The sequence below is a fragment of the Thiocapsa sp. C2-2m genome, assembly GCF_041903745.1.
Taxonomy (GTDB): domain Bacteria; phylum Pseudomonadota; class Gammaproteobacteria; order Chromatiales; family Chromatiaceae; genus Thiocapsa; species Thiocapsa roseilacustris.
In genome coordinates this window covers 39,472-51,509 of sequence record NZ_JBBWVD010000015.1, presented here as the reverse complement: position 1 = coordinate 51,509, position 12,038 = coordinate 39,472, and the positions used below count along the sequence as shown (strand labels likewise).

Genomic DNA, 12,038 nt, shown 5'->3' with positions numbered 1-12,038 from the left:
ATGCCGATTACTGTGCCCTTGCGCCGACTCTACTCGGTCCCCGTCGGTCTGCTGCTCGGCATCGCGCTCGCGCTGCTGGTCCCGGACGGCGCGCCCTACGTGGCCTGGATCGGGCAGATCTTCATCTCCATCCTCAAGCTCCTAATCCTGCCGCTGATCCTGGTCTCCATCTATGCCTCGCTCTCGGGCGGGCGCGAGCTGCGGAGGATCGGCGGACGGACCCTGCTCTATTACGTGTCGACCTCCGCGGTCGCCGCCGGGCTGGGGACGCTGATCGGACTCGCGCTCTCGCGCGATCTTCCGGCGGGGCTGCTCCAGCTCGAGCAGGTCGAGCCTGGCGCGGCGAGCTTCAGCGTCGAGCATCTGGTCGCAAGCCTCGTCCCGAGCAATCTCTTCGCCTCGCTCGCCGACGGGAACATCCTGCACATCGTCTTCGTCGCCATCGTGCTGGCGATTGCCTCGCGGCGGATCGCAGGTGATCAGCGCGAGACCCTGCTCGCCGGTGCACGCGCCACGGACGCCCTGCTGATGCAGGTTCTGCGCGGGGTTTTGGCGCTGGCGCCCGTCGGGATCGCGGCGCTGATCTACGACGGACTCGCCGGGATGGATTGGGCCGAGGTCTTCCAGCTACACGCCTTCGTGTGGGCGGTGGCGCTGGCGGCCGTGCTGCATGCAGGGGTCTTTCTGCCAACCCTGTTTAGGGTGCGCACGGGGTCTTCACCTTGGCGTTTCGTCGCCGCCTGTCGTGCACCGCTCCTGACCGCTTTATCCACCGCATCGAGCGCCGCGACCTATCCGGTCTCAAAGCAGGCCTTGGAGGCCAACGGCGTCAGCGAGCGGGTCACCGCCTTCAGCCTGCCCCTGGGCGCCACGCTCAACATGGACGGCTCCGCCCTCTACCAGTCGATCCTGCTCATCTTCATGTCCCAGCTCGCCGGGGTCGATCTCAGTCCCGCGCAGGCACTCTTCATCGTCCTGCTCACCATGGCCTCCTCCGCCGGCACCGCCGGCATACCCGGAGGCGGCATCGCCCTGATGGCCTTCATGCTCGACCTACTCGGCCTGCCGCAGACCTACCTCGCCCTCTATCTCGTCGTCGACCGTTTCTTCGACTATCCCATCACCGCCGTCAACGTCTGGGGCGATCTGGTGGTCGCAGCCCTGGTGGACCGCGATCTGCGGCGAGGCTGACCTGCGGTTGGTTGTGTTGACGATCGGAATCCAACCTGCAAACTCGGTTGGTTGTGCCTCGCGACCGCTCGGCACAACCTACGGGCTGCGGCCTCGGACGTAGGTTGTGCTGACGATAGGAAGCACAACCTGCACCCTCCCCGGCTGGTTGTGCCTCGCGACCGCTCGGCACAACCTACGGGCTGCGGCCTCGGACGTAGGTTGTGCTGACGATAGGAAGCACAACCTGCACCCTCCCCGGCTGGTTGTGCCTCCCTCCCGTTCCGCCCACCCGGCGTGATCGGCTTGCTTGAGCGGCGTGCGTTGCGACCAAAATATCCGTAAAGTGTACGCACCCGCCCACACGAAGGATCGGCACGATGCGCTACCGTCGCGACCGCACACCCGGTGCCACCTATTTCTTCACCCTCGTCACTCAAGGTCGACGCTCGCTGTTCACGCAACCGGACAACGTCGACCGACTGCGCTCGATCTTCGCCCGGGTCAAAGCCGCCCATCCGTTCCGAATCGATGCCATCGTCGTTCTGCCGGACCATCTGCATTGTCTCTGGACACTGCCCGAGGGCGACGCCGATTTCGCCGGTCGCTGGAATCTGATCAAGGGCGGGTTCACGCGGGCGCTGCCCTCGGAGGCGAAACCTTCGCGCGATAAGGTCGAGCGCCGCGAGCGCTTGGTCTGGCAGCGGCGCTATTGGGAGCATCGCATCCGCGATGAGGACGATTATGCGCGACATTGCGATTACATCCATTGGAACCCGGTCAAGCACGGGCTTGTCGGCCGTGCAGGTGACTGGCCGTATTCGAGTTTCAGCCGCTTCGTCCAAGCGGAGATCTATTCTCCCGACTGGGGGATTGGAGATACCGAATTCTTCGAAATCGACGCCGGAGAGTGATGACGGGGGACCCTCATCCTCCTTGCGCGCCGGTGGGTTGTGCCTCGCTTCCGCTCGGCACAACCTACGGGCGGATTGGGGAATGGCCGCTACGGTTGAGCCGGAATCGAGGTCATGGCGACGATCGCACGTAGGTTGTGCTGACGATAGGAAGCACAAACTCCACGCTCGGTTGGTTGTGCCTCGCTGCCGCTCGGCACAACCTACGGAATCTGTTGTGCCTCGCGACCGCTCGGCACAACCTACGGAACCTGTTGTGCCTCGCGACCGCTCGGCACAACCTACGGAACCTGTTGTGCCTCGCGACCGCTCGGCACAACCTACGGAATCTGTTGTGCCTCGCGACCGCTCGGCACAACCTCGGGAGTACAAGAGCTCGGGCATGCCGGATATCTCCCATCGGCGGCCCGCTCGGGATAGACTCGACACACCTTGCGCCGGTCCGGGTTAGTGTCCATGTCGACTCCTCGCGCCATCCAAACTTCGATCGCCTTGTTGACCTTACTCGGTCTCTCCCCGATCGGGGTCATGCTCCCCGACACGGCGCGAGCCGCGGACGCGTGCCGACAAGGCGAGGAGGTGCGGATCTGGACCGCGCCGCTGCAACCGAGCCCTGGCGCGCCGCTCGAGATCATTGCGGTCGCCACCGACGCGGATCTCGACGAGGTGCTGATCACGGACCCCGCCGGCCGCCGGACCAGCCTGCGCACCGCTCGCGCCGGCGGACCGCCCTGGAGTCTCTACGGGACTCAATTTCGCCCGGTCGCCGGGACCTATCGAATCGAGACCACCCGCTCGGGGCGTATCGCGGGCTGCCATGAGGTGACGGTCGGCGGAGGCGCCGGCGACCGCGGGAGCGGCGAGTGGGACCTGGCGACGGAGGCCTTCTACTCGGCCTGGATCGAGCACCTCTTCGATGCCCCGCCCGAGCAGTCGCTGAGCTTCGACTCGCTTGGCCCGGTGCTGCGCGACCCCGCGCGCAACCTGCTCTTCAACTATCTCGGCGACGGCGAGGACAGCCGGCTCCCCGCCGAGCCGGACTGCGCCGACCTGCCCTACTTCCTGCGGACCTATTTCGCCTGGAAGCTCGGCCTGCCGATCGCCTACCGACCCTGCACGCGCGGGAGTCGGACTAGCCCGCCGACCTGTCAGGCGCCCGTCGCCGAGACGCGCTTCGTGGGCGCTTCCGTGGACCAGGGGGCATCCGCCGAGGTCTTCGCCGAGGCCAGCCGAAAGATGATGAACACGGTGCATTCGGGCAGCGCACGCACCGCCCTGCGCGACGATGCGACCGATGTCTATCCCGTCGCGCTCGATCGCGCGACACTCTGGCCCGGGACCATCTTCGCCGACCCCTATGGTCACATCATGGTGATCGTGAAATGGCTGCCCCAGCAGGGGCGGGAGAGCGGTCTCCTGCTCGCGGTCGACGCCCAGCCGGACAACTCGGTGACCCGCAAGCGCTTCTGGGAGGGCACCTTCCTGTTCGCCCAAACCCCGAGCGCGGGTCCGGGCTTCAAGGCGTTCCGGCCGGTGGTTCAAACCGGCGGCGCCGTGCGCCAACCGCCCAACAGCGCACTCGACGGGCGATCCGGTCTGCCGCCCTTCTCACTCGAGCAAGCGGCACTTTCGCCCGCGGATTTCTACGCCCGCATGCAGCAGCTCATCAACCCGCGGGGTCTCGAGCCCGAGGTCGCCTATGCCGCGACACTGGACGCCTTGATGGAGCAGCTCGAAACACGCGTGACCTCGGTCGAGAACGGCGAGGCCTACGTGCGCAGCCGTCCAGGCGCCATCATCCCGATGCCGAGCGGACCGGCCATCTTCGAGACCACAGGGCCCTGGGAGGATTACGCCACCCCGTCGCGCGACATGCGCCTGCTGATCGCCATGAAGGTGCTCGCGGAGCTGCCCGAGCGCATCCGTCGCTATCCGGAGCTCTTCGTCCTGCAGGGCCGCTCCCCGAGCGATGCCGCCGCACGCATCGAGCGGCTCAACGCGCAACGGATGGACGAGCGATTCGTCACCTACACCCGCAGCGACGGCACGCCTTGGCGGCTGAGTCTCGGGGACATCTACAGCCGCCGCGCCGAGCTCGAGATCGCCTACAACCCCAACGACTGCGTGGAGCGGCGCTGGGGTGCATCCCCGGGCTCCCCGGATGAAGCGACCTGTCGCCGTCGGGCACCGGCGGACCAGCGTGCGCGCATGGAGGAGTATCGTCCCTGGTTCCGCGAGACGGTCCGCCCGCCGCGGTAGCGCAAGATTCGTCGTCGGCCGATCATACGCACCCGACACCAACGCCCGGCTGCGCCAATACGGAGTCCGTCCCATGCCGAGTTGTCCCTCCGTGCCGCGCCGAGCCGAGCAGGCACTGCTCCGCATAGCCGGTGTCGCGCTCTGCCTGACGCTGGTCGCCTGCGGAGCCCCGGGCCCGCGGCCCGGCGAAGCGCCCGGGACCTGGGCCGGACGCCCCATCGGCCAGGCGCCCGCGCCAAACCCAGGGCTTAAACAGGCGATGATCCAGCGTGCAACCCGCGAATGGGAGCACTTCGATCGGCAGGTCGTCGTCTTCAGGGGCGCCGAGGAGAGCATCCCCCACGTCGGCGCTTGGGAGGACGACTACACCCATGTCAGTCGGGTCAACCTCTACTGGCGCGCGGTCAACAAGCCGACGCTCGACGGTCTGGACTGCCGGCAACCCTGGTCAGCCGCCTTCATCAGCTGGGTGATGCAGAGCGCGGGTGTGCCGACGAGCCAGTTCCGCCCGGCGATTGCCCACTGGGTCTACCTTGCCACCATGGTCGAGGATGCCAGCTATCCGGGTCGCTACTTCGTCCCTCGGCGGATTCAGGATTACAGTCCCCGGCCGGGCGACCTCGTCTGCGCACCGCGAGGCCGCACGCCGGTGCGTCCGGTCGACGGCTACATCAGCGCCAGGATGCTCCAGGGGGCGGAGACCCACTGCGATCTGGTGGTCGGAAAGAACGGCCAAACGCTCGAGGTCATCGGCGGGAACGTCCGCAACTCGGTCTCCAAAAGCATCGTCGAGCTCGACGCCCAAGGACGGCTCAAACCCCTGCCGCGCCGGCCTTGGTTTCTGGTCATGGAGAATCGGCTCTGAGGTCGCGCGGCACGACACTCCGCCGTAGGTTGAGCAAAGCACAGCGCGCCAAACCCTCAGCCGTAGTCGTAGGTTGGGCAAAGCGCAGCGTGCCCAACCCTCAGCCGTAACCGTAGGTTGGGCAAAGCGCAGCGTGCCCAACCCTCAGCCGTAACCGTAGGTTGGGCAAAGCGCAGCGTGCCTAACCCTCAGCCGTAGCCGTAGGTTGGGCAAAGCGCAGCGTGCCCAACCCGCCCCGGCATCATAGGGAGCCGTTGGGCACACTGCGCTTGCCCTATCTATTCATATGGTTTTGAATCGTTCCTTACCAGGTCAGCGGAGGTGACCATGCACAACACCGAAAGACAGCCACTGCCGTCAAGCCTCGGCGCGCTTCTGGCGACCTTGCTGCTCTGTGCCGTCCACGCCCACGCCGTCGAGCCCTGGACCGCACCCCTGCAAAGCGGCGGTCAGGTCGAGGTCGATCCGCGCACCAACCGCCCGATCCTCGATCAGGACGGTCGCCGGACCCAACTCTGGGACGGCGTGCACCGACTCGAGGACGGCTCGGTCATCCGCATCGAAGGCGGCCGGGTCGTCCCGACCACCGACATGTTGGCGCCAAGCGGCGCGCCGAGCGAGTCGGCGACATCCGATGCCGAAGCGGTCGAAGCCAACGAAGGCGTCACTCAGCAGCCAACCGGCGAGCGCATCACGGGCGCTTCCCCCTGCGAGCAGTTAGTGCTCCGGGTTTGCGGCGCCGCCCGCACATGTTGGAGCGAATCCGCTTGCGAGGCCGCACGCCAGCTACGGGAGATGGAGCAGGAGGAGTGGCTCAAAGGCGCCGATCCGAACTTCCTCACCGGGAGCGGTAAACAGTGCGAGGAGGCCATGAGCAACGCCTTCTTTGCGCCGTGCCCATAGTCATACCTGCCGCCTCACCGGCAATGTCGAGACACCAGAAACTGCCGCAGCAAATCCGGATGGATCTCGCCCAACGCGCGGCGCCGGTCGATCGTGTCTTCGCCGGTCACCAACCCATGCAGGAGCCGATACGCCGTGTCGCGATCGTCGGAAGACGTCTCGCTCCGCGGGAGCACCGCAAAGGCGCCCGGATCCTGCAGCAGGAGCCACGCCGGAAAATCTTCGGTCGCCAACTCCTCGTCAAGATCGAGATCGCCGAACGCGGACCAAAGATCGGCCAAGCGACGATCCGGAAAAGACGGGTCCTGTAAGGCGCGCTCGGCCGTCGATGGTTGCTCCCGGCAGAGCCACAACCAGTCTCGGCGCGCGCCAAACGGATCGCGGCCGCGCCAGCAGGCATCGGCATGGACGAGGACCAGCACCGGGTGATCAAGCCAGTCGGGCTCGGCCTCGATCGCCTCCCGCGCGCGCTCCCAGCGCCCTGCACGAGTCCAGGCGATTGCCGCGTGGAATTCACCCGAGCCCAGGTCGAAGGGACGGCCGGCCAGTCGCTCTGCAAGCGCCGCCCACAGGGTCCCGAGGAAATCGCGTGCCCGATGGCCCAGCAGCTGTCCGGCCAAGGGTCCGACCTCTTCGAGCTCGCGCCATCGCTCCTCGACACGCCCGGCGCGCCCGCTCGCATCGGCATCGTCGATGGTTTGGATCAGCCGTAGAAAGCCGCCGAGTCGCGGATGCCGCGGCTCGTGATGCATCAATCGGGCGACCTGATCGCGTGCGCGATCGGTGCGGTGCTCGACCAGGGCTGTGCGGACATCCTCCTCGAGCAGCGTCGCGGTGCTGTCCTGGAACAGATCCAGTTGGCAACGCTCCGGGGGCGGCGCATGGGCGAGCGCGCAGGCACGGCTCAGCCCCGCATGCGGACCGATGGACAAAGGGTGCTCCCGATCACCCCAAGCCGTGTGCTCAAGCGCGACGGCCATGAGCTTTTGTCCGCGGGCATAGGCGCCTGCCTCGTCCAGAAAGCCCGCAACCGCCTCCGGTGCGGCACGGAGCGCGCCCTGCAGCTCCGAGCGATGGCCGGTTCGCCAGGCAACATAATCCTCGTAGCCGAGCAGATCGGCCGCAAGCAGGAGCTCGAGCGGATCGAGCCGCCCCTGCTCGAGGAGCAGGCGATCGACGAGGGGTCGCAGTGTGTGATCCGGGATCGCGTTGTGTGCCGTGTCCATCAAATCGCCGTCAGGTGTTGGTGGATTGGCCGTGGATATGGACCGCCAACCAAAGGCAACGGGGCTCGGTCGAGGTCTTGACGACTCGATGCGGCGTCCCCGCCGGGATGAACCGATAGTCGCCGGTCCGCAAGGTGATCGTCTCTCCGTCGATCCAAAGCTCCGCCTCGCCCTGCAGCAGGCAGACCCATTCGTCCTGGACCTGGTCGTAAAGCACCGCGTCCGGCTCGGCGCTGCTCAGGATGCGCTCGATCCGAACATTCCTGCAGCGCGCCAGCTCCTCGAACGCCTCGCCACGGTCGATCTCCGGTAAACCGTTCAACAAATTACCGCTCATGGGTGCACCGGACGACAACGATTCTTGCTCCTGAAGCCTTGACGCGTCGCACGTCGGTTGTGCCGAGCATCGCGGGGCACAACCCACCGACGGAGCGGGTTGTGCTTCCTGACGTCAGCACAACCTACGGCGGTCGTGGCGATCTTGTTCCCGACGACGATGATTCTCGCTCTTGCTGCTCCAATGCGCCGCGCGTCGGTTGTGCCGAGCATCGCGAGGCACAACCCACCGACGGAGCGGGTTGTGCTTCCTGACGTCAGCACAACCTACGGCGGTCATCCTATGAGCACGGTGCAGCCTTACAACAAGACGCGTTCGATCCCGCCGTCCTGCACCCGATCCAAGAACCGCTGCTGCCAGCCCTCGCCCAGCATGCGGTCGGCCATCTCGACCACGATATAGTCGGTCTTCAGACCCGTGTCGTCGGTGTATTTGGCCAGACCCTGCTGGCAGGCGGGACAGGCGGTCAACAGCTTGACCTCGCCGGCGCGGACCACGTCCTGCCCGGTGAGCGCCTGAATGCCTGCGGTCAACTCCTCCTGCTTGCGGAACCGCACCTGGTTGGCGATATCCGGCCGCGAGGTCCCGAGCGTGCCTGCCTCGCCGCAGCAGCGATCCGAGAGCATCACCGGCTGGCCGATCAGACTCGCCGCGACCTTGAGCGGCGCATGGGTCTTCATCGGCGAGTGACAGGGATCGTGGTAGAGATACTGAACCCCTTCCACACCGTCCAGACTGACGCCCTTCTCCATCAGCCATTCGTGGATGTCGAGCAGACGGCAGCCGGGGAAGATGCGCTCGAACTCATATTTGAGCAGTTGATCCATACAGGTCCCGCAGGAGACGACGACAGTGCGGATATCCATGTAATTGAGCGTATTGGCGACCCGATGGAAGAGCACGCGGTTCTCCATCGTGATCTGGCGTCCTCGGTCTTCAAGCCCGGCCGAGCGCTGCGGATAGCCGCAGCAGAGATAGCCGGGCGGCAGCACGGTCTGGGCGCCCTGCTCGTAGAGCATCGCGAGTGTGGCAAGCCCGACATCCGAGAAGAGCCGCTCCGAGCCGCAGCCCGGGAAGTAGAAGACCGCCTCCGCATCCTCGGCCGCCACCCGCGGGTCGCGCAGGATCGGCACCTGGGTCTTGTCCTCGAGCCCCAGGATCTGGCGGAAGGTCCGCTTGGGCAGCTCGACCCGGATCGGGCGGCTGACCAGATCCACCACCTGGCTGGCCAGCGCCGGACGATGACTGGTCGCACCCGGTCTGGCCGTGCGCTGCGCGGTCAGCCCCAGCGCCTTGGCGACGCGATGGCCGAGGTTCATCCCCGCAAACCCCCACTGTGCCAGACCCTTGCGGAGCAGTCGCACGGCACGCGGGTCCGTGACATTCAGGAACTGCATCGCCGCCCAGGAGCCGGCGTTGAAGCGCTTTTGGCCGCGATCGACCAGGATGCGCCGCATCCGCATGGTGACATCGCCGAAGTCGATGTTCACCGGGCAGGGATTCAGACACTTGTGACAGACGGTGCAGTGATCCGCCACATCGTTCATGGCCTCGAAGTGACGCAGCGAGAGACCACGCCGGGTCTGCTCCTCGTAGAGGAAGGCTTCGATGATGAGGCCCGTGCCCAGGATCTTGTTGCGCGGCGAATAGTTGAGATTCGCCCGCGGCACATGGGTCATGCATTTGGGCTTGCACTTGCCGCAGCGCAGACAGTGTTTGACGTCGTCGTTGAGCGCGCCGAGCTCGGTCTCCTCCAGGATGATGGCCTCCTGCTGCACCAATCGCAGCGACGGCGTGTAGGCGCCTTCCAGCCCGGAGCCCGGCATCAGCTTGCCCGGATTGAAACGTCCGTGCGGGTCGACGCGCTGCTTATAGGCGACGAAGGCGTCAAGCTTCTCGCGCTCGAGGAACTGCAGCTTGGTGATGCCGATGCCGTGCTCGCCCGAGATGACCCCGCCCAGATCGGTCGCCAGCGCCATGATGCGCGCGACCAGGCGGTCGGCCTCCTGGAGCATGGCGTAGTCCGAGGAATGCACCGGGATGTTGGTGTGCACGTTGCCGTCGCCGGCGTGCATGTGCAGGGCAACGAAGAGGCGAGAGTCGCGGTGTTGGGCGTGGATCTCGGTCAAGCGCTCGCGCACTCGGGCCAGTTCCTGGCCCGAGAAGATCTCGTTGAGTCGATCGGCCACCTCGGCGCGCAGCGATTGACGCAGATCGCGGCGGAGCATCATGGAGAGCAGGGAATCGCCGTCGCGAATGCGGGCCTTCTCCGTCTCGCCGAGTCGATCCAGATGATCTACTGCGGGCTCGTCCAGACCGCGCAAGATGATCTGCCAGCGCTGCCGCGCCGCTTGGACCGCCTCGCGTGCCGCGTCGCGTTTGGCGCTCAGGATGGCGACGGCCTCGGCCGAGTCCTGGTACTCGCCCTCCCCGCGGGCCCCAGCAAGATCACGGGCAAGATCCCCGGCGAGATACTCGAGCACCGCCCCCATGATGGCGTCCTTGTTGCGGATCGACTGCTCGATATTTATCCGCTCGATGCCGCGGCTGTAGTCGCCGAGCCGGTCCAGCGGGATGACCACGTCCTCGTTGATCTTGAAGGCGTTGGTGTGGCGCGAGATGGCCGCGGTGCGGGCGCGGTCGAGCCAGAAGCGCTTGCGCGCCTCCGGGCTGACGGCGATGAAACCTTCGCCGTCGCGCGCCTTGGCGAGTGTCACGACTTGCGCGGCGGCCGTATCGACCAGCGCCTCGTCGTCGCTCACCAGATCCGCGATCAGCACCATCTTGGGCAGCTCGCGCCGTGCGGCCTTGGTGGTGTAGTCCACCGCGCGGACATAGCGCTCGTCGAGATGCTCGAGCCCCGCCATCTGCACGCCCGGCAGGCCTTCGAGATAGTCCTTGATCTCGACGATCGCCGGCACGGCCAGATCAAGATCCGTCCCGAAGAACTCCAGACAGACGGTGCGCACCTGATCGGGCATCCGATGCAGGACGAAGCGCGCCGAGGTGATGATCCCGTCGCAGCCTTCTTTTTGAACGCCGGGCAGACCGGAGAGGAACTTGTCCGTCACGTCCTTGCCGAGACCGGCCTTGCGCAAAGCGGAGCCGGGCATCTCCAGGATCTCGGGCTCGCCCTTGGGCGTGATCCCGTCGGGCAGAAAGCGTCGGATGCGAAAGCGCACCAGCGGCTGCTCGTGGATCTTGCCGAGGTTGTGATCCAGACGCTCGACCTCGAGCCAATCGGCATCGGGCGTCACCATCCGCCAGGAGGCCAAATTGTCCAGCGCCGTGCCCCAGAGGACGGCCTTCTTGCCGCCCGCGTTCATGGCGACATTGCCGCCGATGCAGGAGGCATCCTGCGAGGTGGGATCGACGGCGAAAGCCAGACCCGACCGGTCGGCCAGATCCGACACCCGGCGCGTGACCACCCCGGCGCCGCAACGCACCGTCGGCACGACGCCCTCGACGCCGGGCAGCGCCATGCGCTCCACTCCCGAGAGGTCTTCGAGCTTCTCGGTGTTGATGACCGCCGTCATCGCCTCGAGCGGCACCGCAGAGCCCGTGTAGCCCGTTCCGCCGCCCCTTGGGATCAACGTCAGACCGGACTCGATACAGGCCCGCACGATCGGCGCGATCTCGGCCTCGGTGTCGGGCGAGATGACCACGAAGGGCATCTCCACGCGCCAGTCGGTGGCATCCGTCGCATGCGAGACACGCGCCAGACCACCGAAGTCCAGGTTGTCCTTGTGCGTGATCCCGGCGAGAGCCTTGCGCAGACGCGCGCGCTGAGCCTTCTCCTGCTCGAACCCCTCAGCAAAGCGCTGCACCGCCGCGCGCGCCGCAGCCAAAAGCTCGCCGGCCTGCTGGTTCTCGTTAAGCCGCAGCTCGAACTGATCGAGCCGATGCGCGAGCGCCTGCATCAGCAAACGGCGACGCTCCGGGTTGTCGATCAGGTCGTCCTGCAGATAGGGGTTGCGCGTCACCACCCACATGTCCCCGAGTACCTCGAAGAGCATCCGCGCCGAGCGGCCGGTCCGCCGGGTACCGCGCAGCTCCTCGATCAACCGCCACAGCGGCTCGCCGAGAAACCGGATGACGATCTCCCGGTCGGAGAAGGAGGTGTAGTTATAGGGGATCTCGCGGATCCGTTGCGGGGCAGCGGCGGTCATATCGATCCGATCATCGGCGGTAGTTTCTTGCACTGCACAAAATGGTACAGCAAAGGCCACTGATCATGGCCATGCGGTTGACGAGGCTGCCCGCGGGATCGAGCTGTTTCGGCGTGTCGAGGATGCGGTGTGCGAGCCGCACGAGCTCACGCCAGAACCGGCATCCGCACCGGCCGCACGACAGATATGTCGAGA

General features: G+C 66.3%; 8 protein-coding genes. 5 read left to right on the top strand and 3 right to left on the bottom strand.

The features are described from left to right. The 5 genes from AADX97_RS13130 to AADX97_RS13110 all read left to right on the top strand — a co-directional run bounded on the left by AADX97_RS13130 (position 1) and on the right by AADX97_RS13110 (position 6,111). On the top strand, positions 1-1,191 hold the full coding sequence (locus tag AADX97_RS13130; protein ID WP_374233766.1) for a dicarboxylate/amino acid:cation symporter: 1,191 nt from the start codon (positions 1-3) through the stop codon (positions 1,189-1,191). A gap of 359 nt (positions 1,192-1,550) precedes the next feature. Next, complete coding sequence (locus AADX97_RS13125) at positions 1,551-2,084, top strand: transposase (protein WP_374233765.1); 534 nt, start codon at positions 1,551-1,553, stop codon at positions 2,082-2,084. 456 nt (positions 2,085-2,540) lie between these two features. Further along, positions 2,541-4,343: a hypothetical protein gene (locus tag AADX97_RS13120; protein WP_374233764.1), complete on the top strand. Its 1,803-nt coding sequence runs from the start codon at positions 2,541-2,543 to the stop codon at positions 4,341-4,343. A 73-nt stretch (positions 4,344-4,416) separates the two neighbouring features. Next, positions 4,417-5,208 (top strand): DUF2272 domain-containing protein, encoded by a 792-nt coding sequence (locus tag AADX97_RS13115; RefSeq protein ID WP_374233762.1) that lies wholly within the window; start codon positions 4,417-4,419, stop codon positions 5,206-5,208. Positions 5,209-5,535: 327 nt separating this feature from the next. Next, entirely contained in the window at positions 5,536-6,111 is a 576-nt protein-coding gene (locus tag AADX97_RS13110) for a hypothetical protein (RefSeq protein WP_374233760.1), read from the top strand. A gap of 14 nt (positions 6,112-6,125) precedes the next feature. Here the strand turns inward: AADX97_RS13110 and AADX97_RS13105 are convergent, their stop codons facing one another. From AADX97_RS13105 to AADX97_RS13095, 3 genes are all read right to left on the bottom strand, one after another. After that, positions 6,126-7,337 (bottom strand): hypothetical protein, encoded by a 1,212-nt coding sequence (locus AADX97_RS13105; protein WP_374233759.1) that lies wholly within the window; start codon positions 7,335-7,337, stop codon positions 6,126-6,128. Positions 7,338-7,347: 10 nt separating this feature from the next. Further along, positions 7,348-7,674 (bottom strand): cupin domain-containing protein, encoded by a 327-nt coding sequence (locus AADX97_RS13100; protein WP_374233758.1) that lies wholly within the window; start codon positions 7,672-7,674, stop codon positions 7,348-7,350. A 299-nt stretch (positions 7,675-7,973) separates the two neighbouring features. Then, a complete protein-coding gene (locus tag AADX97_RS13095) occupies positions 7,974-11,843 on the bottom strand; it encodes a DUF3683 domain-containing protein (protein WP_374233757.1) in 3,870 nt (1,289 codons plus the stop codon). Positions 11,844-12,038 lie beyond the last annotated feature (195 nt).

Coding starts and splice junctions, on each gene's coding strand:
- AADX97_RS13130 (WP_374233766.1), top strand. CDS start 1: ATGCCGATTACTGTGCCCTTGCGCCGACTCTACTCGGTCCCCGTCGGT.
- AADX97_RS13125 (WP_374233765.1), top strand. CDS start 1,551: ATGCGCTACCGTCGCGACCGCACACCCGGTGCCACCTATTTCTTCACC.
- AADX97_RS13120 (WP_374233764.1), top strand. CDS start 2,541: ATGTCGACTCCTCGCGCCATCCAAACTTCGATCGCCTTGTTGACCTTA.
- AADX97_RS13115 (WP_374233762.1), top strand. CDS start 4,417: ATGCCGAGTTGTCCCTCCGTGCCGCGCCGAGCCGAGCAGGCACTGCTC.
- AADX97_RS13110 (WP_374233760.1), top strand. CDS start 5,536: ATGCACAACACCGAAAGACAGCCACTGCCGTCAAGCCTCGGCGCGCTT.
- AADX97_RS13105 (WP_374233759.1), bottom strand. CDS start 7,337: ATGGACACGGCACACAACGCGATCCCGGATCACACACTGCGACCCCTC.
- AADX97_RS13100 (WP_374233758.1), bottom strand. CDS start 7,674: ATGAGCGGTAATTTGTTGAACGGTTTACCGGAGATCGACCGTGGCGAG.
- AADX97_RS13095 (WP_374233757.1), bottom strand. CDS start 11,843: ATGACCGCCGCTGCCCCGCAACGGATCCGCGAGATCCCCTATAACTAC.